The following is a 22,254-nucleotide window of genomic DNA, read 5'->3' as shown; positions in this document are numbered from 1 at the left end:
TGATATTGGGCACTATCGTACGCGAGATAGCTTTTAAGTCCAAGTATCAACAGTATTGCGCCAAGCATATGGCCAATTTGTTTCGCTCTAGGGGCTTTGCAAGATGTTGGTTAAACCCTACAGCGAGTGCATGAGCTTTATCTTGCGGCATCACATCGGCTGTGAGCGCAATAATGGGTAGCGTGTCAGCATCTTTGTGTTGGCGGATCAATGTTGTTGCTTGATAGCCATCCATTACGGGCATCTGACAATCCATCAACACCAAATCATACTCATCTAACTCTACGGCATTAACAGCTTGTTGGCCGTTTTCTACGATGGTATACGTGATGTGAAATGAATCTAACATTGCTTTAATAACTAGCTTGTTGACTGCATTATCCTCAGCAACCAAAACATGCAGCCGCTTTAGCTTTTCGGTATCCATGTCTCGTTTAGATGCGGTTGGAGCTTGGGCTGTTTGGCATTGAATTTCAAGCGTAAAGCAACTGCCAGTGTGCAATTGACTTTTGAGAGTGAGTGAACCATGCATTAGTTCAGCGAGCTCTTTAGCAATGGCTAGTCCTAGGCCCGTTCCCCCAAATTCACGCGATGTAGAGCTATCACCTTGGCTAAATGCGTTAAAAATAGTGTGAGATTGCGATTCGTCAATGCCAATACCGGTATCCACAATACTCAATCGCAGTTGTACATGTGGTATGGCTTCGTTCACTTCTAACTGGACGGTGACACCACCATGTTGAGTAAATTTTACTGCATTGCTACATAGATTGAGTAGGATCTGTTCAATCCGCATCTCATCGCCTTGCAACCAATATTCGCCGTGTAAATCGTGATTAACTTCCCATGAGATCCCTTTTTTACTGGCTGATGCGGCAAACATAGCATCTAGTCGTTTTAATAACGCATTTAATTCAAAGGTGTGGCAGTCCAGTTGTAAGCGGTTCGACTCAATTTTAGCAATGTCTAATATGTCATTGACGAGATTGAGTAGTGTTTTGGACGCGGTACCAATGCGATTGATATAGGTATGTAGTTGCGTTGTATTTTGATTATCGGCAGCTAACGACGCAAACCCTATTACGGCATTGAGAGGTGTACGTATTTCATGACTCATATTGGCTACAAAGCGACTTTTTGCCTGATTAGCTTTATCCGACGCTTGTTTTGCTTGCGCCAGTGAGCGAGTGCGTTTGGCAACTAATTCATTTAACGCATGGTGTTGGTAGTTAAAGAGTAAAACGATAAAAACAATCAGTGTGGTGATAGTGAGCTGTAAGATAAGCAAAAACAGTGTTTGTAATTTATTTTGATGGGTCGTGTGTCTTTCTTTTACGGCAAGTTTCATTTGCCATTTTTGGCCTGAAATATACAACGGAATTGTCCAACGAGCGCCATGGCTAGTCTTCGTGTGTTCAAAGTTCTTATAAAACGGGCTGGTGTTCTTACCATCATAAAATGAAATATCAAAGCGTTCTACATTGACTTGTTTGAGTACTTCCCCGAGTAACGTGTCGACTTGTATCACCCCAGTGGCATAGCCGAGTAAGGTTTGTGCTTGCAGCCCTGTATCTTGATAAACAGGTGAGGCCAGCAGGTAAGCAGGAGATGGCCGCGTTTCTTGTACTAAAAAGATGATGTGACTGGCTTGTGGCTGTAAGGAGTTCAGTGCGTTGTTTAAAGCCGCCTGCCGTGCTTTTGTGGCGTACACATTGAGCCCAAGTGCGCCTAAATTACTCGGCTGTGGAGAAATATATTTAACCACCACCAATGGATCATCAGGTGCTAGAGGTGCGCCTTTTATACTGACTTGTGAGCCATAAAGGTCGTTTAGTTGTTTATTTAACGTCATGGCTTGAGGCTGTTGAATATAAACATTCCATGAGAGTGCTCTAATAAAAGTATATTCAGCGCGTATGGCGTTACTGATCTCCATAAAGTCATGATGGGTAAAATTAGGGGTTGATTGTAGTTTATTAGCTAGCCCTTGGATGGCAAGCATACTGCGGTTTACATATCGGTAAATAATATGCTCGATGATTTTTACTTCTCGCTCAGCTGCAATGTTGGCATTTTTATTGTTGTTCTGATTGTATAAATAGGTGGTCATTGCCACAGAGCTAAATAAGACAGTACATGCTGCAAACGTACCCAGCGCATTATGGTTGGGTACTGGGTTGTTGAGCCATGGATTGATCAAAATAAGACAGATAGGTGAAAAAATCAGCACGCCGAGTGAATCACCTAACCACCATGCCAGCATGTTTTGCCAATGGTTCGAGAAACTATAATCAGGGTGATAAAAGCTCAGCGATAAAACCCCAATATTAGCAGAGATCAGGTTGACGGTTATCCCTAATATTAAGACGAAATACAGTATATGTTTGCGGCTCATCAGATAGAGGGGGTGCCCTAACCAGTAGCGTAAAATATATCCGCCTACCATTGCTTGAATAACAACACCTCCGCCAATTATTAGTGTTTGGCAGGCTTTTATAAGCGTCAGCGTTTGCAACTGCCACCCATAAGCGGTAGTCCAATTAAACATAAAAGAAGCAAGTAATAGACCTGGAATAAAGCGCCACCCCCAGACATATGTTGCGACTAACGCAGCGCCTGCGGGTACCCAGATAGGCAAGACTTGATCTTGAAATGCAAATACCGCGAGGGCTTTACCTGAAGTAAAGTAGCCAATTACAAATAAGAGGTAACATAGCCAATTTTGCCAGCGATGCTTAAACGTTAAAGTCATACAGTTTACAAAGTGATGATAGCGCTCATGAAGTATAGCTTTGTTCTAAAGGGAAGGCACGGATGCAAGTAGATGTTTTCAGACAATTTTTAACGCAATTGCATGAAAAAAATAGCAATTACAATAAGGCAGAATAAAAAAATTGCCTAATATAAATGAAGTTATACTGAAAAAGTGGCATAAAAAAACCGTTCAATAGGAACGGTTTTTTTATAAGAAATGGCGGAGAAGGAGGGATTCGAACCCTCGATAGGGCTACAAACCCTATACTCCCTTAGCAGGGGAGCGCCTTCAGCCACTCGGCCACCTCTCCAGCGCAAAACTTTAAAATATGGCGGAGAGATAGGGATTTGAACCCTAGAAGGGCTACAAACCCTTGCCGGTTTTCAAGACCGGTGCTTTCGACCACTCAGCCATCTCTCCAGAGCCAACGATAATACTCAGCGAACGTGCTGCTGTAAACCACTTTTGAACTGTTTGGACGAAATTTAAACTGTTTTTGGGGTTTTATTTCAAAAAACAAGAAAAATGTCGTAAATTTATAGGCTTGGAGTAGGTTATTAAGCCGTTATCACGTATTTTCGGATAGCCCTACTGTGCTTTGTATTGGTTACTTGTAACGAGAAACAGCACTTAGCGCATAGAGCTTTCCAATCCGGTTAAAAAAAGCCATCCAATTAAAAGGCGTTTTTGTTGGTGCGGTGGTTTCTGGATTGGTGTACGCAGTTGCAGAATTAAACATGGTCAGTTCCTGTCAAATTAATAGGTGTTTACATAATATGGCTATTTTGCGCGCATTCAGCTTAAATTTAAAGCAATAAAAATTACCTTTTTTGACCTAAAAAAACTAATGGGTTTGGTGTTTTTTTTGTTTTTATAATTGCTCTATCTTGTGTTTTTATGCATCGTTGAAAGTTGTTTGTTTTAGTTTTTATTGTTATTTATTATGTGTTTGGTTGTTTTTTGTTGGCTTTAGTTAGTTGTGTTTTGACTAATTATTCATATAAATTAATTTTATTATTTTTTGGTGTTTTATGTTGGTGGTTGTTAAACCGTGTAGTTCAAAGAGTACCCAATCACATGTGAAGTGGTTAAAAGTACAATTTGCTAAGAAAAATAGTGAGCATGAGTGGTTTTTTACCTCAGGTCGGTTTGCAGAAGATGTGGCTCAGATACGCAGTAAATGCGTTGGGCAAGCGACTGTTGTGGTCATCGGAGGAGACGGTACGTTGCATTTGGTGATTAATGCAACGGTGGGGCAACCATGTAACTTAGCTTTGTTGCCAGCAGGTACAGGTAATGACTTTGCGCGTCAGTTTAAGCTGTCGATGGCACAGTGGCGAGCGTGTGTGTTTACCGGCACGGAACAAGCCATTGATGTGGGTATGGTGAATGGCCGGTATTTTGTAAATATGCTGGGCATAGGTTTTAGTGCGCATGTGGTGAGAACAATGCAAAGTCAGCAAAAGCGGGGACAGTTTAGCTATATTTGGGCTGGGTTATTAAATCTATTTAATTACCGTAATGTGCGCCTTGCAACGTCGAGCGCACCGTCAAGATCAATGATGATGCTGCTTATCGCCAATGGACAATACTTTGCTGCGGGCTTAAAGTGTGCGCCAACGGCGCGGTATCAGAGCGGTGAACTGGTCGGTATGCACTTTTATGGTAAGTCGTTTCTAGCAAGGGTGAAAACATTTACTTATATGCTGTTTGCTCAGCACATGCGTCTATCGAGTGTTATAAAAACCGCAGGGGTGCATTTTATGATACATACCGATGGCTTAGATATTGAGGCCGATGGCGAGATCATAGGTCAAACACCTGCAAAAGTAAGCTGTTGCCCTGATGCAATACGCTTAAAACAGCCTGCTAATTGTCGTGTTGATATGCATGAAGTAAGTGAAAAATAAATGCCGCCATGCGCTGGCGGCATTTGCGCGAGAGCTTATTAAGTTCTCACTGGGGAAGCGGCGAAATGGGCTTTTAGCTTATCAAAAGGTGTTAATACAATGGCATTGCCAAGCAAGACCAAACTGAACCCGACAAAGGTGTTGGCTTGCCATGTAAAACCTTCAAAGTAAGTACTCAAAAGTACAGCGACTAAAGGAAATAGTACAATGATGTAACTGGCTCTTTCTGGGCCAATATTTTTTAGTAAAGAGAAGTAGCTGGCGAACGCGATAACGGTGCCAAATACAGCTAAATAGATCAGTGAGCTCCAATATTGCCAAGACGCATTGATGACGAATGTTTCTCCATTGAGGAGCGCGAAGACAGCGAGTAATACACTACTATATAACATGCCCCAAGCGTTGCCTTGTAATACACCTATGCCTTTATTGGAATTACGAACACTTACCATATTGCCAAATGATGCGATAAGGGTACCCAATAGAGCAAGTCCTAGGCCGACGATTGCACCGTTGCTCAGGTCAAACTGACTTAAATCATGCCAAAAAAGGGCGACAATACCCGCGACTCCGAACAGGGCGCCGCTATAAATTCTTTTTGCGATAGGCTTACCAAAAAATAGCCGTGTATTGATGATATTAAATATGAGCAATAGTGAAAACGCGATAGATGCCATTGCTGAATTTAAATACCCTTGTGCGTAATACAGCATTAAGTAGTTTAAGCCAAAATTACCCATGGCAAGTAAAATGAAAAAACCATGCGTTTTGAGATCAAAGTACATGGGCAGACGTTTAAATAATACATACCCCCACATGCATAGAGCGGCTAGAGAAAATCGTAAGCATAGAGAGACGATCTCATTGACAGTACCTAGCTGAAACTCAATGGCTAACCATGTAGAACCCCAAATTAATACCGTCATGATATAGAGCAGCACGCTTTGCATTGTAATATCCTTGAAGTTTGTAAGTGTATACTAACTTTAAATTGAGTGCGGAATATGTAGCATTGTAGTTATTTATTCTGTATATGCTATATACAGAATAAATGAAAATTGACCTATACAGATGAATGCATTATGAGTTTTGTTATTTCGAAGCAGCACAAATCGTTTTTGTATGAACAAGTGATCGCTCTGATTGATGATATGGTGTGTCAGGGCATGATATGCCCGGGTGATAAACTGCCTTCGTTACGAGCGATGGCGGGTAAGCTTAATGTCAGTATTCCGACTGTGAAGCAAGCTTATCAAGTATTAGAAGCGCAAGGGAAAGTGCGAGCGCAAGAGAAATCGGGCTATTTTTTGCAGGCTGTTAATGCCAGTAACCCAATGCCTAAACGAGTCAAATTACCAAGCCAGCCGATTGTGGTAAACAAACAGCAGCTTATTGAACAAGTATATGATGCCATTCATCAACCGAGTATTATGCCATTTGGCATTGCTAACCCAGTGATGGTTGCCAGCACAGAAAAAATACTGGCTAAGCTGATGCGACGAGCGATGCATAGTATGGGTGAAAATATGCTGAGTTATGGTGCTATGGATGGACTAGATCAATTAAAGAAACAGATAGTACACCGCTATTTGGACTTGGGGTTAGTGGTGAGCACTGAAGAGTTAGTGATCACAAATGGGGCACAAGAAGCATTAGCAATTGCATTGCAGTGTGTTACTGAGGTGGGCGATGTAGTCGCTATTGAATCCCCTTGTTACTTTGGTATTGTCGAGTTAGTAGAAAGCCTAGGGTTGAAAGTGATTGAAATTCCAGTGTGTCCAGATGATGGTGTCTGGCTCTGTGATCTTGGCGAAGCATTACTGAAGCACGATATTAAAGCGTGTGTATTTTCTACAAGTATAAATAACCCGTTAGGCTCGTTTATGCCTGATATACGCCGCAAAGCATTGGTGGAGTTACTAGAGTATCATCAGGTAACGCTCATCGAAGACGACGTGTATGGGGACTTACATTTTACAGAGCGCCGTGGCAAACCTGCTCAGTGTTATACCTCAACAGGTAACGTCATTACTTGCGCCTCTTTTTCGAAAACAGCAGCGCCAAGCTATCGTGTTGGCTGGATGGTCGCGGGCCCTCATAGCGCAAAAGCACGACGCTTGAAGCGTGCATTAAGTTGTTCTAGTTCGTTGATGAATCAATTGGTACTGGCTGATTATGTGGTAAGTGGGGAATATGATCGCCATTTAAAGCTCATGCGCAAACGTTTAATGTTTAATAAAACACAGATGGTCACAGCATTGCGTCGTTATTTTCCGAGCTCCGTTCGGCTGAGTGATCCGCAAGGGGGTTGTGTGATCTGGGTTGATTTAGGCACGGAGTATAGTGGCTCAAAATTGTTTCAATTGGCGATAGCGCACAGGATCAGCATTACACCTGGCGTATTATTCAGTGCAGGTAGGCAATATGAGTCATGTATACGTATGAGCTATGGATTGGTATGGAATAATGATGTGGAGCAAGCGATTGCTCTACTAGGCCAGCTTTTACTCAACGCAAAAAAATAGTCAGTGCTCTACTGACTATTTCGGTTGGGAGATAATTTTTGGTTGTCAGTTAGGCCTAGTTGAGTTGTGTGTTAAATAAGGCATAGCCTGAAAACTCAGGAATATTTTGACGTAATTGCTGTTCTGTTTGCGCAATGGTTTCAAATTGGTCACACAATTGATCTGCTTGTGATTCAATGACTCGAGCCTGCTTTTCTACTTTTTCTTCTATGGCTTGCCCCATATCTTCCATGCGCTGTTCAAAACTACTCATGTCGCCGTTAGAGCTAGTCATTTCTGAGCCAATAGCCATCAGAATACTGCCTATCGACTCCATCATGGCACCTTGGACGGCTGATTCTATGCGGTCTTCGAATTGTTTGTCGAAATTATTGCCAAACTGGTCAAATGTTTGTTTGCCCATGACAAACGCACCGTCTTGATAAAAGGTTTCATTGATTTCAATATGTAGTTCGTCAAGTACAGTGCCAATAGAGTCGAGACTACTTAATTCAAGCGCGTTACTTACTTCATTGAGTGCAACACCAGCAATTTTTACACCTTCTAGCGCAATGTTGGCTACTTTAGGTAATTGCACTCTGAGTGAATCTGCATAGTCGCGCATCGCATCTTGTTGCATTGATGTGAGTGAGATCAATTGGCCATCTCTTAAAACATCACCTGTGTCATTGATTGTCCATTTACTTTGTTGTGCAGTGGTGATCTGTAAGTGGTCTGGCGTGATCATCACATCATTTTTAAATTCCACTTGGCATTCATCAGAATTAAATTGTAATGAGAGATTATTGGTTGCAAATACGCTTGAGCTTGTAACAAGTGCGCCGAGGAGCAGTAATTTTTTCATGACTAAGCCTTTTTATCTTATGGGTTACTATTAAACAATCAAGATGAATGCCAGTTTTATTGTTATTATTTATCAATGGTTTATGTTTTTTGTTTGTGATGGTTAAAATATATAAATAGTAAATAAAACGAAAAATTAGTGAAGTTGACCATTTAAAGGTGTTGATAAAAAGTTTTCATTGAAACGATAAAAAACTCTCATTTCTCTAAATGGGTATTAAGAGCTAAATACTAAGAAGTGAACAGTCGTGCGCCACTTCATGAAAGTAAATGGGCTGTTTTGGCAACGTGATTGGAGCAGATTGTGGGTAAAACGTATTCATATGATGGGCTTGATGATGATTTCACCGATAGTGAGTTCGATGAATTAGAGCGAAATCAGCATGACAAGCAAAAGCGTAAAGTGAAGCGCAAAATTGACGACTATTTAGAGCAAAAACGTTTACGCAAAGATGCAGGCGATAGCGATTTTGATTATTTAGAGTAATAAGGTGCCCTAGTATAGACACCCTCTTTCAAAAGTAAAAAGCGCGTGCAGCCTTTTTACTTTTATGGGTTCGCAAGCACAGCTTCAATGTCTTTGTTTAGCTTATTGGGCTTGGTAATAGGCGCATAGCGTTTGATAGGTTGCCCGGCTCGGTTTATTAGAAATTTACTAAAATTCCATTTGATCCGCTGCCCTAATAGACCAGGTAATTGGGCTTTTAAGTAAGTATATAAGGGATGAGCATGCTCGCCGTTAACATCGATTTTTTCCATCATAGTGAAATCTACCCCATAGTTAATGAGGCAGCCTTGCTGTATTTGTTCTGGGCTACCGGGTTCTTGCTTACCAAATTGATTACAGGGAAAGCCAATGATCACCAGCCCTTGCTCTGCATATTTTTGATGGAGCGCCTGCAGCCCTTCATATTGTGGCGTTAAGCCACACTGACTTGCAGTATTTACAATGAGTACCGCTTTGCCTTGTAAAGACGAGAAGTCGAATGGTTGACCTTGCAATGTGGTGGCAGAAAACTGATAAAAAGTATCCATAAGACATCCTATTTTTATGTTTTTATTATTATGAAACAACTCTAGCACACCCTTAACTAAAGTGTTCGAGTAAAAACCCAATTAATAACCTTACTCTATATGGCATAAGATCTTTGCGCGGATAAACCAACCAAGTGGCATTATCTTGAACTTGAAATTCAGGCAATAAATAAACGAGTTGGCCACTTTTGATAGACTCGGCAACAATATCTTGTGCGAGATGCGCTATTCCTAACCCCTGTTTACACGCACTGAGAATGGCATGGGGATTGTTACTGCGCCAGTTACCTACTACTTTGACTTCTTCAACTTGCTGAGCAATATTAAATCGCCAACGGTTATTGATCGCAATTAAACAATTATGGTTAGCCAATTCATAGGGGTGAATTGGGGGGGAGTGATGTGTGATGTAGTGTGGGCTTGCGACAAGGCTCATAGGGCGATGGCACAACTTTCGAGCGATGAGATTTGAATCTTGTAATCTACCAAGGCGAATGGCTATGTCGACCCCCTCTTCAACCAAATCAATATTACAATTGTTAAAGTCGAATTCAATGCTGACTTCTGGGTAGCGCTGTAAAAACTCAGCCACCACAGGCGCAATACGATTAGCCACAAAATCGCCCGCACCACTGAGGCGAATTAACCCTTTAGGTTGCCTTTGAATACCTTGAATATGGTTGGTTGCATCGATCAACTCTTGCTGAATAACTTTGAGTTTCACCGCATACTCACGGCCACTATCGGTCAGGTTCTGAGCACGAGTGGTACGATGAATTAATATGGTTCCAAGGCGTTGCTCTAATTGCTGGATCTGTCGACTTACATAAGATGTTGATACATCTAATACATTGGCAGCTTTACTGAAACTGCCGTGTTCAACAACTGCCAGAAATACATCAAGACCTTGCCACATATTATTACCTCACTAAAAATAACAATTTAATTATATATGCTTTATTGTTGCTGTGTGGCAAAAGTAATTTGCTGTTTTGTGGCTGTTTGTTTCGTTAGATGACCATTAAACTCATCGTATTAGCAAGGTGGCGTGGGCCACATATAGCGACTCGTGGAGTAAGTAAAATATGTTGAATTTTAGTTTTGTGAACCCGACTCAAATCCATTTTGGTGAGCAGCAGATTTTAGAGATCAAGCACAGTATACCCAAAGGGGCAAAAGTGCTGGTGGTGTATGGTGGGGGAAGTATTAGAAAAAATGGTATCTATGAACAGGTTGTTGCGGCGCTGAGTGATTTTACTTGGGGAGAATTTGCGGGCATTGAGCCCAATCCAAGCTACCAGACATGTATGCGTGCGGTAGAGCTTATCCAGACTCAAAACTATGACTTTATTTTAGCGGTTGGGGGGGGATCAGTGATAGATGGGTGTAAGTTTATTGCCGCGGCTGCTTTGTTTGATGGTGAACCGTGGGATATTCTGGCCGAAGGTGCACAAATTAATAATGCGCTACCAATTGGTGTCGTATTGACTTTACCTGCCACAGGCTCTGAGTCTAATAGTTTCAGCGTTATTTCAAACATTGACACACAAGATAAACTGCCATTTTCGTCTGAATTAGTTCAACCTCAGTTTTCTGTACTTGACCCAAATGTCATGCAGTCACTGCCTAAGCGTCAGCTGACGAATGGCGTTGTTGATGCCTTTGTTCATATCATGGAGCAATATTTGACTTATCCGGTTGATGCAAAAGTACAAGATCGCTTCGCTGAAGGGTTATTATTAACGTTAATTGAAGAAGGGCCTAAAGTTTTAAAGGAAGAAGCCAGTTATCAAACTCGGGCGAATGTTATGTGGTCAGCTACGATGGCATTAAATGGTTTGATTGGTGCTGGGGTGCCACAAGATTGGTCAACACATATGATTGGACATGAGATCACTGCGTTATATGGGCTAGACCACGCACAAACTTTGGCGATTATTTTACCCCGTATGCTGGCAGAGCAACAGAAAGAAAAGCGTGAAAAATTATTACAGTACGCAGAGCGGGTCTTTAATCTAGATACTACAGAGCCTGATAACGCTATTTCAGATGCAATTTCGTTGACTGAGCAGTTTTTTCAGCAGCTTAATATGCTTACACGTTTTAGTGATCATGGTTTGGGTGAAGAGGTTGTACCGCAAGTATGCGCGCAGTTAGAGCGCCATGGCATGGTTGCATTGGGCGAGCAGCAAGCGGTCACTCTAGAGAAAAGTAAACGCATTTTATTAGCCAGTGTGTGATTAGTTAATGAGTGGCCGCAATTCGCTGTTACGATGATTTATGCTAGGCCCCACTAGAGTGGGGCTCTTCGTTTTTTATCCCCCATACTTTAGCTGATAAGGTAAGACTTTCATCGCATATAGTGATGCGTTGCTCTTAAGAGTTTGTCATACTCAAAATTATTCGAATAACCAAATTAAGGCTAGAGAGGGGCGCAATGGTTAAAGTTTGGGATGGGTTTATTAGGGGGTTTCATTGGTTACTTGTGATTGGTATTGCGGTGTTATATATCAGTGGCGATGAAGGGTGGTTAGATTTACACTTTGTGACCGGTTATATGCTATTAGCCTTGATGATCACGCGGATCATATGGGGAGTTTTTGGTAGCAGTACTGCCCGGCTCTCGTCATTATTTCATTCACCGAAAGCGGTTATAAGCGCTTTATTAAAAGACCAACCAGCCACAGGGCACAACCCGGCCGGTAGTGTGATGATATTAGTCTTTTTTACACTGATATTTATTCAGTTATTGAGTGGGTTAATGAGTAGTGATGACATCTTGGTTGAAGGGCCGTTAGTACAGTATGTCTCGTATGCCTGGGTTGAGCTTGCTAACGACTTGCATCGAGATAACATCGACCTTTTGCTTTTGGCAATTGGACTGCACATTTTAGCAATTGTGCTTTACAGAATAAAAGGAAAGAAGTTGGTTAAGACCCTAGTAACAGGGTATAGCCCAAACGCTGCGGATAAACCGCATATGCGCTCTGGAAAATTCGCGTATATGTTATTTATTGTTCTGGCTACGGCGTTCTTATTTTTATGGGGTCAAGAACCTCTCATGACTTTACTGAATATAGGTTAACTCATTAAAAAACGGTGCATATGCACCGTTTATATTGATGAAGTTGGTAAACTTATCTTAATCTTTAAAAGATTTGTGGCAATCTTTACAACCCTTCGCCCAATTTTTAAAAGCGGGTGCGATGACTTTTTTATCACCAGACTGTGCCGCAACCGCTAAAGCTTTTGCGTATTTTGCAAATGACTGTGCTTTTTCATCAAATTTAGCACGCTCACTCCACACTGCCGCTAATGCACTTGTATCACCTTTGTCAGATCCTGTTGTAAACGCTTCCCATGGCATGCTTGATAGACTTGCTGCATTGTTAGCGCGTTGAGCAAACCTTTGTGCATCAAAAGGTACTTTACCTTTAAGCATATCGCCCATGTCGCCAATTTGATAACGAATGAGTTGGAACGCAGCTTTTCTATATTCGATCGCATCTTCTGGTGCTTCAAAGAGTGAGTTTGCTGCTACATTAGCTGAAAGTGCGCTTAATACAGCGCCAATCATGATTAACTTTTTCATATTTTGCCCCTTGTTTGGTATGACTTAATGTTTTACGTAAAAGCGTTAAAAAAGGCAAGTTGTATGCGTTTACCGATAACCTAGACCTTTAAAGTAGTTATTGTTGTTATCTATTTCGCTTTGATGACAGAATCATTTACTTTCTTTTACAATATAATAATCATTTATATCAGTGATTTAAATTTAATTCCTCTCCTGTTGTAAATGTTGGGTTTCTTTTGTTTGCATTTACTGTTGATTGTGTTGGTACTTTCACACTATATTAATGAGCCTATCCATTGGTCGAATAAAATCAACAAATGCGACAAAGTGCAATGTGATATTTAACAACAAAGACGCCAACTGTTAAATCAGTTAACAACAAGTCCTAGGGGAAATGATGTCTAATACAATTAAAATGTCAGTGATAGCTGCATCGGTATGTGGTGCTTTATCTATGAGCGCTGCAAGTGCTTTTGAACATGAACACAATAGCTTTGCTAAATCAAAACATCATGCTTTAAGCCAAGCACAAGAACAAAATTATTACATTGTACGTTTGGAAAGTGGATCATTGGTTCAGGTTGATGGTGCGTTAGACCATTCTTTAACCGGCAATAAATTCAATGTGCAAGCTAAAAGTGTGCAGTCACATAAGCAAGCTTTAGCTGCAGAAAGAACGACTTTCGCGTCAGTTATGGCTCAAGCTATACCAAGTGCTAAGGTTGATCGCTTTTTTGATTCAACAATGAATGCTGTTGTTGTTAAGTCTTCAAAAGATATTTACGCAAAATTAAAGTCGCTACCTGGTGTTACTAAAGTATTCAAAGAAGAGCGCTATTTTCCAGAAATGGATACTTCACTGTCTTTGATCAATGCTCCCACGGCGTGGGAAAAACTGGGCGGTGATCGTGAAGCGGGTAAAGGTGTTCGCGTAGCGGTAATCGACACGGGTATAGTACCAACTAACCCAATGTTTGACGATGCAGGTATGGCCGCTCCGACAGATGCCTTACCTACAGATGATTATTGCCGTACTGTCGATGCGTCTTTTTGTAATAATAAGCTAATTGTTGCACGTTATTCTGCGCCTACCTTTGCACAGCCAGACACGCAAACGTTTAGCCCGCTTGATGTTGGCGGACATGGTACTCACGTAGCGGGTACTGCGGTTGGTTCTACCATCACCACAGAATATAACAATAATTCCGTAGAGATCAGCGGTGTTGCACCTGGCGCGTATTTAATGGCATATAAGGCATTATATACAGGTGGTGGTTCAAACATCATGCTAATTGAAGCCTTAGAGCATGCGTTAGAAGATGGTGCAGATGTTATTAACAACTCGTGGGGTGGTGGTTATGGTACACACCCAGCTAATAGTGCATACGCTGAAGTATTCCAGAGCATCGAAGATGCTGGGGTTGTAGCGGTTGTTTCTGCTGGTAACGGCGGTGCAGGTGCACAAACTATTGGTGGTCCAGCGAATCTAGAAAGTGTCATTTCTGTTGCAAATACCGATCATGGCCGAGTATTTACATCGGGCATGAAGTTAGGTGACAGTGATTACATTGTTCATAAAACGAGTTCAACAACTGCTTTCGATACGGTCATTTCAGCAAAACCAATTCTTGCAGGTGTTGTTGATCCTGACAATATTGAAGGGTGTTCAGCATTCCCAGCTAATTCTTTTGATGGCGGCTTTGCAGTTGTGTCTCGAGGCAGCTGTAATTTCTCAACGAAAGCAACAAATGCAGCGGATGCAGGCGCTAAAGCGTTACTTGTATACAATAACCGTGGCGGTAGCCCAATCACAATGAGTATGGGCGGTGTTGATGCTGTGCCTGCGTTCATGGTTGGTCAAGCTGATGGAGAGATGATCACTGCTGCTGTGTCTGCTGAAGGCTTTGACAGTGAACTGAGCGTTGACGGTGAAGTTCGCGTTATTAACAGTGAAGCAGCAAGAGATGCCGTAACTGGTTCTTCTTCACGTGGTCCAAATGGTGATCCGTCTATTCTGAAACCAAACATTGCCGCACCAGGTACAAATACTTTATCTGCGTATTTGAATACAGCTGATGGTAGTGCAGGTTTTGCTGAGTTAACTGGTACTTCAATGGCCGGACCACATGTTGCTGGTGCTGCTGCATTACTTAAGCAACAGTATCCAACTTGGAGTGCAAAAGAGGTTAAATCAGCACTGGCTAACACCAGTGTCACAGAGGGCTTGAAAAAGACCGATCAAGCGACACCAGCTGATGCCTTTGATGTTGGTGCTGGCCGTTTAGATGTCGCTCAGTCATTAGATGCAAAAGTCACGTTCTCTGAAATGGGATTATCTGAAACTCAGTGTATCGAAAGCTGTGATTACTCAGTCAGCATCCGAAATATGACGGCTGAGTCAATGAATCTAACGTTGAAAGCGGTTGCAATGGGCTCTGGTGCCACTGTTGACTTGAACACGCACAGTCTTGAACTAGCAGCACATGGCGAAGACGGTGACGCGAAAGCGGCATCTGTTACGATGAATATTAAAGCGGTTGATTTAGACGCATGGGAATTTGCACGTTTAGAAGCGTATGATGCTGCTGGTAACCGCGTTGGTCACTTGCCATTAGCGGCATTTGCTTCTTCAACTTCGTTACCTGGCCTTGCCGTATCGACCTCTGGTGCCTCTGATACAGAAGAATTTGACGTCAACTTAGGTTTCACCAACGAAACCATTGACGGATTGGTAACGCTGACATCTGCATTACCACAGTCTTTGAGTATCGTTCCTGATAGCTTCAACGTCTCTTTGACTGGTGGCGAGCAAATCTTAGCGGCTGCAGATGCGGATGCAAACCATGTTGGCTTTACTGGTACACTAGAAAAAGCCTCTGTTTCTGCCTCGGTTGTAGAAGGTTTGGCTGTTGATTTGAAGGCAGATGGAGAATACAGCCCGTCATGTAGCGACAGCTGTGATGACTCTGACTTTAAGTTTAACTTAGCGGCGATTGGTAGCGGGTTTAACTTCAAACTAGCTGGACAAGAGTACAACTACATTACAATTACGACCAATGGTTTGATTGTAGCTGGTAATGGTACTGCTAGCGGCACAGGTGCTAACTCTGAGATTCCTTCAAGCAATGGCCAAAATGGTTTGATTGCACCATTATGGGCTGACTTTGACCTTCAAGGTGATGGCGAAACAAGTGGTGGCGATGTTTACGTAGCGATTAAGCAAGTAGGCGAAGGCGATGATGCAAAAGTATACTGGGTAACAGAGTGGGCTGATGCAGAGCTTTATCAAGACACTTCTGGTGATAAGTTTACGTTCCAAGCTTGGATCCGTTTAAATGGGGAAGAAGAGATCTTCTTTAACTATGTCAAAGTACCAAGAATGCCTGAAAAAGCGACTGTTGGTATTGAGAACGACAATGGTTTAGTGGGTTTCCAAACTTATTATAATGGTGAAGGCGTTGCACCTGTTGCGGGTAAGAGCACACACTTTAATTATGTATCTGGTGGCTCTTTAGGTATGTCTTTTAAAGCTAAATTTACTGCAGATGCGGAAATCAAGGCTGGTGTGGCAGATAGTATTACAATGAATGAAGATACATCATCAGAAGCCATTGACGTATTAGCAAATGACACAGCTCAACATGTAGACTTAATACCTTTGAGTCTTAATAACCGTGATGGGTTACATCAGCGTGCAGTTCAAAGTGTAACACTTTCTACACCTGAAGCAGGTTTCGATTCGGCAACACTGGCTGTCGTATCAGCGCCTGAAAATGGTTCAGTTGAATTTACTGATGGTAAAGCGATTTATACACCAAATGCTGACTTTTACGGAAATGATAGCTTCACTTACACGGCGAAAGTAGCTGGTGAGAGTGCTCATACTTTAGCCCCAACTAAAGTTAATGTAACGGTAACGGATGTTGCTGAACCTGTAACACCTACAGCTCCAGTAACACTGCCTGAATCTAATAGCTCTTCATCAGGTTCTTTAGCGTGGTTAGCGCTACTTGCTGCACCGTTTGCTGCGCTTCGTCGTCGCAAACAGAAGTAACTTGAAATAGTGTATAAAAACGCCAGTCATTGACTGGCGTTTTTTTATGCTTGATTTATGTCTCTTGATGATAGTGTACTGACGATCTTTAATCCCTTTTATTCTAAATCTTTAAAAATCATACCTCTTCGCATACTCCGGGTTGCCAAAAATATTTCAGACAGTAATGCTAAAAAAGCGCCCATCAATAACATCATCGCGGCAATAAAGCAGCTTGAAAGTGTAATACCCACTGGGATGGTATAAAGGTGGGAAGTAAAGAGAAGCATGACTACGGCACAGACCAGTAATGCGCTTAATACACTCATACTAAATGCAATATGAATGCAGCGAGAGCGCTTGAGCAGTGCACGCATCTCAGTACATAGCGATGTTTTCAAGGCATCATCTTGAGAGCTGTTGACCTTGCGGTCGAGCAATCTGGCTCGGTCGGTTATTCTAGCGAGTCGATTTGACAGTACGCCTAATGTCGCGGCAATACCAGTAATAAGAAATACCGGTGCGACAGCCGTTTGTATCACTTTTGCCATGGTTAATATGCTAACAACATCGTTACTCATTACAGCCTCTTAGTTTATTCAGATTACCAAATTACTTGGTCAATAATATTCGCTTGCTCACCAATTAGTGTTTTTACTACGGTGTTATTCTTATCTAACAAAATAAGGCGGGGTATGCCTTTGTTCGCATACTGTTGGTATATCGTTCTATCTGAGTCAGCAACTAACTCAAATGGTAACGCAAAGTCTTGATTGAATTTTTTGAGTGTTTCGCGAGTTTGCTCTCTGCCAATGGCAATAATTTGTATTGTCGGGTCACGGATGATGGAAGAGGCTTTTAATTCATTTAAGGTGCGTAGTGAGTCAGAGCACCAAGTCGCAAATAACAGTACTAACTTCTTCTTATTTGGGTTCAGTGAGATAGGCTTATTATCTATATTAGTCAGGTTTGTGTGCTTGAAGGCTTGCCCGGGGTTAATGTATGTTTCATATCCTTTATCACTTGTCGCTGGGGGGCTTGCTACAGTGCTGCAACCGGTCACTACACCACATAGCAGTGCACCAATAAGTACATGACTCACTGTTTTGATCATTCTTGTTCTCCATGATTATGTTAATTATTCGCTTTTCAGTACGTATAACTTGCTATTTCAGTATAATGTGAGAATGCCTACGGCGTATACAGGTTTGTTGCGTCATGCTTTTTTGTAGAACTCTGTATAAATACACAAGACTTGGGCTCAAATATTTTTTAGGGTAAGGGGGCGGAGTGCTGACATATTTCGGGTTGTTTTTCTCTGCTTTTAGCTCTGCCACGTTGTTACCAGGTAGCTCAGAGGTCGTATTATCTACGTTAGCAATAAACAACCGTGATGTACTATTTCAATGGTGGTTAGTCGCCACAATGGGCAATGTATTGGGAAGTTGTGTCAATTATTGGCTCGGATTGAAAATGATGAGTTATCAGCATACATCATGGTTTCCGATTTCACCGCAACAGGTCATGAAAGCACAGCAGCTATTTGGGCGTTATGGTGTGTGGAGTCTTTTGTTATCATGGGTGCCTATTATAGGGGATCCGCTTACTTTAGTGGCAGGCTTGTGTAAGTTTCGGTTTTGGCTTTTTTTACTCTTAGTGAGTCTGAGCAAGGGGGCTCGATATGCATTTATTATACTGAGCATTATGGGGATTGAGCGGCTGATATAACCTACCGCTCAGTCTTATTATTTTTGCCAATCGAGGGTCAAGGAGACAGAGTCTGCAAACCGTAATGCATGGGGTTTATCTACTCTTACCTTTGCATAAGTGACCGTGGGGTGACTGTGGCACTCCCCTAATATATCGGCGACGAGCTTTTCTAGTAAGAGAAAATGGCCTGTTTCTACAATGCTTATCACCGCTTTTGTTACTGTTTTATAATTCAGCGCATGTTCAACTTCATCACCACTGACACACGCAGTGTCTGCTGGATAGTGGATCTCTATATTCAGCACAACATCTTGCTTTTTTTCTCGTTCTTCAGGGTTAAAGCCAATAAATGTTCGCAGCCTGAGGTTAGTAATATTGATGATCGCATTTTGCATAAACGGTCCTTAGTTTTTGACGAGCTGTAAAAACTCATTGCGTGTTTTAGGGTCTTCTCGGAAGTTGCCAAGCATAACAGAGGTGCGCATTTTGGAGTTTTGTTTTTCTACACCACGCATCATCATACACATATGCTTAGCTTCAACAATGACGCCTACACCTTTTGCCCCCGTGACTTCTTCAACAGCTTTTGCAATTTGATGGGTTAGTTGTTCTTGGATTTGAAATCGACGGGCGTACATATCAACAATGCGGGCAAATTTCGATAAGCCGAGTACTTTGCCATTTGGTATATAGGCAATGTGGCACCGACCGACAAAAGGCAGTAAGTGATGCTCGCACATAGAGTAAAGTTCAATATCTTGGATCAGCACCATATCGTCTGCATCTGAAGTGAATACGGCATTATTGGTGATCTCATCGAGCGTTTCTCGATAGCCCTTTGTGAGGTACTCCATGGCTTTGGCGGCCCGCTTTGGGGTATCTAATAAGCCTTCTCTATTGCTATCTTCACCGACAGCTTCAATGATTTGATGATAACTGCTTTTTAGTTCGTCATGCATAACAAATTCTCTATCTATTTTAGGTGACGTCCGCCGTCAACGGGCAGAGTGCGGCCTGTAATGTAGTTACTATTGAGCAGTAGCTCAACACTATTGACGATTTCTCGACAACCAGGCTCAATAGCCATGAGTGATTTTTTCAATGTTTTTTCTTTATATTCAGACGAATCATGTTCGTTAAAAATAATTAAACTGGGTGCAATGGCATTGACTTTGATACGTGGCGCAAATTTGGCCGCAAATGACTTACTTAAATTATCAAGCGTTGCTTTGCTGGCGGCATACGCAATATGCTTAGCACTGCCTGTTTCTACGACATAATCAGTCAAATGGATTATGTCTGCAATATCATCGTATGCGAGCAAAAGGTCGCTCATTGCCATATTAAGCAAATAAGGCACCTTGGCGTGAATGCGGATCATACTGTCAAATAAGCGACTATGATCAGGGTTTTGCCCTTCACAATCCCAGCTAGAGGCATTGTGGATGATGGCTTTTAAACTGCTGGTATGCATTTTTACTTTGGCGACAAGGGTGTCAACGGCATCTGCGTCATCAAAGTTACTTTCAATACAAATCACACCTTGCTGTTCAAGTTCGTCAATGATGTTATGGCGAGTGCGATACGTCATAATGACGGGTTGTTGATTTTTAACAAAGTGTTGAACGAGTGCCAAACCAATGCGTTGAGCGGCACCTGTGATGAGAATGGGAGCGGTCATCTCAACCATTAACCTATAAATTAAATACATGAATAGTTTAACTATAACTTAATTTTTCAACCTTGTTTTACTTTGTTGATCAGTCAGTTGATGGGTATTGTGAAAATATAGAGGCAGGAGTATGAATTTTTTGCGTTTTATGGCTTTGGTGGTGTCTGTGTGAAGCGTGCACTCATAAGAAGTGACGCTTCACACTATGGACTATTTTGCTTTTAAATGGGTGTCAAAAAAGCTTAAAAATGCCGTGAGTGTGGTATGCCGATGTGCTTGATAGCTTAAATGGTGATTACCTGATTCAAGCTCAATATATTTGACTGCTTTTTTTGCATCGAGTAAGTCATCATACATACGACGACTATGGCTGACAGGAACGACCTTATCATCTTCCCCATGAATTAATAATATAGGCCGTTTTATTGCCGCAATATTATTGATGGGCGAATTGCTTTCTAATTTGTTGTCATCGTCACCAAATTGTTTCTCTACCACCTCTCTATTGGTATAGTAGCGTGCACGTGACACTATGGACTCTAAATCCATAACGCCTGCAAAACTGGCGGCGCATTTGAATGTATCAGGGTGTTTTACGACAGCCATCACGGCAGCATACCCGCCGTAACTTCCTCCACCGACACAAATCTGATCTTTATTCGCAATTTTCTGTTCGATAAGGTAGTGCGCAGCATCTTGTAAATCATTTTGCATCGCCTCTCCCCACGCGCCCATTGCTGCTTGTGCAAATTCATACCCATAACCATATGACCCTCTAAAATTAGGCTGGAACACAGCATAGCCTCGGCTGGCAAAAAGCTCAGACCAATAGTCAAAGTCAGCATAATCTCGAGCCATAGGCCCACCATGCGGTAAAATAATTGTCGGGTATGGCACACTGTTGGAGCGATCACCAGGTGGCAAGGTTAAATATCCTTCGATAGTTAGACCATCACGTGCTTTATAACGATGGCGTTGCTTACCTAAATAGGTCGCATCTTGTATTTCAGGATATTGGGGCGCAAACAAATATAGTGACTGTGCTTTACGCTGCCCCAAATAGTAGGTGCCAGAGTCAGTATTTGAACTAGAGTATAAAACATATGTATCGCCATCTTGGCTTTTATCTATGATCACATTGTGTGCATTTGGCAGTGCACTCGATAAGGCTGTTTGCAGGCTTTTATATTCTTCATCCCAATATATGCGACTCCTCTCGGTATTCGAGTGTGAAAAACCATTCACTTTTCCGGTTATTTGAGAGTACAAAATGGTGCCATCAACATCATAATCCGGATCGGAAAAAATGAGTTCACGATTTTGAGGTTGACTGACTTTGGTTTTGAATAGGGCGTTTTTTCCTTCATGGTTGGCTTTTATATATAACGTGTCGCCATCCTGTCCAAAACCTAATATCGTTACTCGCTCTGGTGAGAAAACATCAAATTGATACAGCGGTTTATTATGTAAACTGTTTTTATCACGGTCATAGAGAATATAGGAAATAGTGGTGTCTTTAAGCTTGTAGCCAATACGTACGTTACCTTGTCTATCAGCTATCCAGTCTGAGATATTACGTCTTGGTCTTAAAATTCGTTCTCTGCGTTTGGTATCCACATTAACTTTGAAAACACTGGGTCTATTCACTGTATCGAAATCAACAGCCACTAGAATATGCTTAGGGTCATTTGGCAGCATACTAATCACATTATCTTGAAATTGCGCCGCATTTTTGACATTGCGATTGCGGATAGGCAGTAAGTTTTCTAGCTTTTTAGTGCCATTAAGATCAAATTTAAAGAGCTGCGTCGAGTGATACTTTAGTAACCGCTGCCTTTGTGTGTAACCTGCAGCAACAATTAAGGTGTTGTTATTGGCCCAGTCGTACCAATTTAAAGTAACTTCTTTATTGTCTGACTTTAAAACAGGCAGTGTTTCTTGGGTTTTTAAATTGGTTATATTTAAGACTAGGGTACCTTGATAGTTTTGTACAAAGGCTAAGTGAGTACCGTTGGGTGATAAATCAACCTGACTCACCAATGGTAAACTTGTATAAGCTTCTATTGGTGCTTGTGATAATTCAGATGTTTTTGGGTGTTCAGCAGCCTGCGCATTTGGTGCTGATGAAATAAACAGAAGTGTGAATATGAAGCGCAACATGTTCCCTCTTTTGCTCGCTAAAACAGATAAAGAGGGA

General features: G+C 41.8%; 20 protein-coding genes and 2 tRNA genes. 7 read left to right on the top strand and 15 right to left on the bottom strand.

Features of this window, described 5'->3' with window-relative positions; translation table 11 throughout:
* Positions 1 to 46: 46 nt before the first annotated feature.
* From CWC18_RS00465 to CWC18_RS21680, 4 genes are all read right to left on the bottom strand, one after another.
* Positions 47 to 2,752 (bottom strand): ATP-binding protein, encoded by a 2,706-nt coding sequence (locus CWC18_RS00465; RefSeq protein WP_138674464.1) that lies wholly within the window; start codon positions 2,750 to 2,752, stop codon positions 47 to 49.
* Between the two features lie 220 nt (positions 2,753 to 2,972).
* Positions 2,973 to 3,065: transfer RNA gene (locus tag CWC18_RS00460), tRNA-Ser, on the bottom strand.
* A 19-nt stretch (positions 3,066 to 3,084) separates the two neighbouring features.
* Positions 3,085 to 3,175 (bottom strand) — tRNA-Ser (locus CWC18_RS00455).
* A 187-nt stretch (positions 3,176 to 3,362) separates the two neighbouring features.
* Positions 3,363 to 3,494, bottom strand: a complete 132-nt coding sequence (locus CWC18_RS21680) for a hypothetical protein (protein WP_283235287.1) — start codon at positions 3,492 to 3,494, stop codon at positions 3,363 to 3,365.
* A gap of 292 nt (positions 3,495 to 3,786) precedes the next feature.
* Here CWC18_RS21680 and CWC18_RS00450 point away from each other — a divergent pair, with 292 nt between their 5' ends.
* A complete protein-coding gene (locus CWC18_RS00450) occupies positions 3,787 to 4,665 on the top strand; it encodes a diacylglycerol/lipid kinase family protein (protein WP_138674463.1) in 879 nt (292 codons plus the stop codon).
* Positions 4,666 to 4,703: 38 nt separating this feature from the next.
* On the opposite strand, the gene CWC18_RS00445 is transcribed toward CWC18_RS00450, so the two are convergent.
* A complete protein-coding gene (locus CWC18_RS00445; protein WP_138591404.1) occupies positions 4,704 to 5,615 on the bottom strand; it encodes a DMT family transporter in 912 nt (303 codons plus the stop codon).
* A 132-nt stretch (positions 5,616 to 5,747) separates the two neighbouring features.
* Between CWC18_RS00445 and CWC18_RS00440 the strand changes: the two genes are divergently transcribed.
* Positions 5,748 to 7,190: a PLP-dependent aminotransferase family protein gene (locus tag CWC18_RS00440; protein ID WP_138674462.1), complete on the top strand. Its 1,443-nt coding sequence runs from the start codon at positions 5,748 to 5,750 to the stop codon at positions 7,188 to 7,190.
* Positions 7,191 to 7,245: 55 nt separating this feature from the next.
* Here the strand turns inward: CWC18_RS00440 and CWC18_RS00435 are convergent, their stop codons facing one another.
* Positions 7,246 to 8,034 (bottom strand): YggN family protein, encoded by a 789-nt coding sequence (locus CWC18_RS00435; protein WP_138674461.1) that lies wholly within the window; start codon positions 8,032 to 8,034, stop codon positions 7,246 to 7,248.
* Between the two features lie 303 nt (positions 8,035 to 8,337).
* Here CWC18_RS00435 and CWC18_RS00430 point away from each other — a divergent pair, with 303 nt between their 5' ends.
* Positions 8,338 to 8,520, top strand: coding sequence for a PA3496 family putative envelope integrity protein (locus CWC18_RS00430; RefSeq protein WP_138591407.1), 183 nt, complete (start codon positions 8,338 to 8,340; stop codon positions 8,518 to 8,520).
* Positions 8,521 to 8,582: 62 nt separating this feature from the next.
* On the opposite strand, the gene CWC18_RS00425 is transcribed toward CWC18_RS00430, so the two are convergent.
* Positions 8,583 to 9,068, bottom strand: coding sequence for a glutathione peroxidase (locus CWC18_RS00425; RefSeq protein ID WP_138591408.1), 486 nt, complete (start codon positions 9,066 to 9,068; stop codon positions 8,583 to 8,585).
* A 52-nt stretch (positions 9,069 to 9,120) separates the two neighbouring features.
* On the bottom strand, positions 9,121 to 9,984 hold the full coding sequence (locus tag CWC18_RS00420) for a LysR family transcriptional regulator (protein ID WP_138674460.1): 864 nt from the start codon (positions 9,982 to 9,984) through the stop codon (positions 9,121 to 9,123).
* 169 nt (positions 9,985 to 10,153) lie between these two features.
* On the opposite strand from CWC18_RS00420, the gene CWC18_RS00415 reads away from it, so the two are divergent.
* Entirely contained in the window at positions 10,154 to 11,308 is a 1,155-nt protein-coding gene (locus CWC18_RS00415; RefSeq protein WP_138674459.1) for an iron-containing alcohol dehydrogenase, read from the top strand.
* Positions 11,309 to 11,505: 197 nt separating this feature from the next.
* Complete coding sequence (locus tag CWC18_RS00410; protein ID WP_138674458.1) at positions 11,506 to 12,153, top strand: cytochrome b/b6 domain-containing protein; 648 nt, start codon at positions 11,506 to 11,508, stop codon at positions 12,151 to 12,153.
* 57 nt (positions 12,154 to 12,210) lie between these two features.
* Here CWC18_RS00410 and CWC18_RS00405 read toward each other — a convergent pair whose 3' ends face one another.
* Entirely contained in the window at positions 12,211 to 12,660 is a 450-nt protein-coding gene (locus CWC18_RS00405) for a c-type cytochrome (protein ID WP_138591412.1), read from the bottom strand.
* Between the two features lie 379 nt (positions 12,661 to 13,039).
* Here CWC18_RS00405 and CWC18_RS00400 point away from each other — a divergent pair, with 379 nt between their 5' ends.
* The gene (locus CWC18_RS00400) at positions 13,040 to 16,696 is read left to right on the top strand and encodes a S8 family serine peptidase (protein ID WP_171040998.1); all 3,657 of its coding nucleotides are present in this window, start codon (positions 13,040 to 13,042) and stop codon (positions 16,694 to 16,696) included.
* Positions 16,697 to 16,794: 98 nt separating this feature from the next.
* Here the strand turns inward: CWC18_RS00400 and CWC18_RS00395 are convergent, their stop codons facing one another.
* Positions 16,795 to 17,256, bottom strand: a complete 462-nt coding sequence (locus CWC18_RS00395) for a DUF2721 domain-containing protein (RefSeq protein ID WP_138591414.1) — start codon at positions 17,254 to 17,256, stop codon at positions 16,795 to 16,797.
* A gap of 23 nt (positions 17,257 to 17,279) precedes the next feature.
* On the bottom strand, positions 17,280 to 17,789 hold the full coding sequence (locus CWC18_RS00390; RefSeq protein WP_138591415.1) for a TlpA family protein disulfide reductase: 510 nt from the start codon (positions 17,787 to 17,789) through the stop codon (positions 17,280 to 17,282).
* A 179-nt stretch (positions 17,790 to 17,968) separates the two neighbouring features.
* On the opposite strand from CWC18_RS00390, the gene CWC18_RS00385 reads away from it, so the two are divergent.
* Entirely contained in the window at positions 17,969 to 18,403 is a 435-nt protein-coding gene (locus tag CWC18_RS00385) for a YqaA family protein (RefSeq protein ID WP_138674479.1), read from the top strand.
* Between the two features lie 17 nt (positions 18,404 to 18,420).
* On the opposite strand, the gene folX is transcribed toward CWC18_RS00385, so the two are convergent.
* The 4 genes from folX to CWC18_RS00365 all read right to left on the bottom strand — a co-directional run bounded on the left by folX (position 18,421) and on the right by CWC18_RS00365 (position 22,217).
* Positions 18,421 to 18,780, bottom strand: coding sequence for a dihydroneopterin triphosphate 2'-epimerase (folX, locus tag CWC18_RS00380; protein ID WP_138591416.1), 360 nt, complete (start codon positions 18,778 to 18,780; stop codon positions 18,421 to 18,423).
* Between the two features lie 9 nt (positions 18,781 to 18,789).
* Positions 18,790 to 19,344 carry a GTP cyclohydrolase I FolE gene (gene folE / locus CWC18_RS00375; protein ID WP_119860453.1) on the bottom strand — a complete coding sequence of 185 codons (555 nt, stop codon included), beginning with the start codon at positions 19,342 to 19,344 and terminating at the stop codon, positions 18,790 to 18,792.
* 14 nt (positions 19,345 to 19,358) lie between these two features.
* The gene (gene folM, locus CWC18_RS00370; RefSeq protein WP_138591417.1) at positions 19,359 to 20,066 is read right to left on the bottom strand and encodes a dihydromonapterin reductase; all 708 of its coding nucleotides are present in this window, start codon (positions 20,064 to 20,066) and stop codon (positions 19,359 to 19,361) included.
* A gap of 201 nt (positions 20,067 to 20,267) precedes the next feature.
* A complete protein-coding gene (locus CWC18_RS00365; protein ID WP_138674457.1) occupies positions 20,268 to 22,217 on the bottom strand; it encodes an alpha/beta hydrolase family protein in 1,950 nt (649 codons plus the stop codon).
* Positions 22,218 to 22,254: the final 37 nt, after the last annotated feature.

The organism is Pseudoalteromonas aurantia (assembly GCF_005886875.1).
Lineage (GTDB): Bacteria > Pseudomonadota > Gammaproteobacteria > Enterobacterales > Alteromonadaceae > Pseudoalteromonas > Pseudoalteromonas aurantia_A.
The sequence above is the reverse complement of the archived record's forward strand: the minus strand, read 5'-3'. Positions and strand labels throughout refer to the sequence as shown.

Bases quoted from the DNA above. Each gene is read 5' to 3' on its own strand.
- CWC18_RS00415 (WP_138674459.1), top strand. From the start codon at position 10,154: ATGTTGAATTTTAGTTTTGTGAACCCGACTCAAATCCATTTTGGTGAG.
- CWC18_RS00395 (WP_138591414.1), bottom strand. From the start codon at position 17,256: ATGAGTAACGATGTTGTTAGCATATTAACCATGGCAAAAGTGATACAA.
- CWC18_RS00445 (WP_138591404.1), bottom strand. From the start codon at position 5,615: ATGCAAAGCGTGCTGCTCTATATCATGACGGTATTAATTTGGGGTTCT.
- CWC18_RS00440 (WP_138674462.1), top strand. From the start codon at position 5,748: ATGAGTTTTGTTATTTCGAAGCAGCACAAATCGTTTTTGTATGAACAA.
- CWC18_RS00400 (WP_171040998.1), top strand. From the start codon at position 13,040: ATGTCTAATACAATTAAAATGTCAGTGATAGCTGCATCGGTATGTGGT.
- folE (WP_119860453.1), bottom strand. From the start codon at position 19,344: ATGCATGACGAACTAAAAAGCAGTTATCATCAAATCATTGAAGCTGTC.
- CWC18_RS00410 (WP_138674458.1), top strand. From the start codon at position 11,506: ATGGTTAAAGTTTGGGATGGGTTTATTAGGGGGTTTCATTGGTTACTT.
- CWC18_RS00390 (WP_138591415.1), bottom strand. From the start codon at position 17,789: ATGATCAAAACAGTGAGTCATGTACTTATTGGTGCACTGCTATGTGGT.
- CWC18_RS00425 (WP_138591408.1), bottom strand. From the start codon at position 9,068: ATGGATACTTTTTATCAGTTTTCTGCCACCACATTGCAAGGTCAACCA.
- CWC18_RS00435 (WP_138674461.1), bottom strand. From the start codon at position 8,034: ATGAAAAAATTACTGCTCCTCGGCGCACTTGTTACAAGCTCAAGCGTA.
- CWC18_RS00450 (WP_138674463.1), top strand. From the start codon at position 3,787: ATGTTGGTGGTTGTTAAACCGTGTAGTTCAAAGAGTACCCAATCACAT.
- CWC18_RS00405 (WP_138591412.1), bottom strand. From the start codon at position 12,660: ATGAAAAAGTTAATCATGATTGGCGCTGTATTAAGCGCACTTTCAGCT.
- folM (WP_138591417.1), bottom strand. From the start codon at position 20,066: ATGACCGCTCCCATTCTCATCACAGGTGCCGCTCAACGCATTGGTTTG.
- CWC18_RS00465 (WP_138674464.1), bottom strand. From the start codon at position 2,752: ATGACTTTAACGTTTAAGCATCGCTGGCAAAATTGGCTATGTTACCTC.
- CWC18_RS21680 (WP_283235287.1), bottom strand. From the start codon at position 3,494: ATGTTTAATTCTGCAACTGCGTACACCAATCCAGAAACCACCGCACCA.
- CWC18_RS00420 (WP_138674460.1), bottom strand. From the start codon at position 9,984: ATGTGGCAAGGTCTTGATGTATTTCTGGCAGTTGTTGAACACGGCAGT.
- CWC18_RS00365 (WP_138674457.1), bottom strand. From the start codon at position 22,217: ATGTTGCGCTTCATATTCACACTTCTGTTTATTTCATCAGCACCAAAT.
- folX (WP_138591416.1), bottom strand. From the start codon at position 18,780: ATGCAAAATGCGATCATCAATATTACTAACCTCAGGCTGCGAACATTT.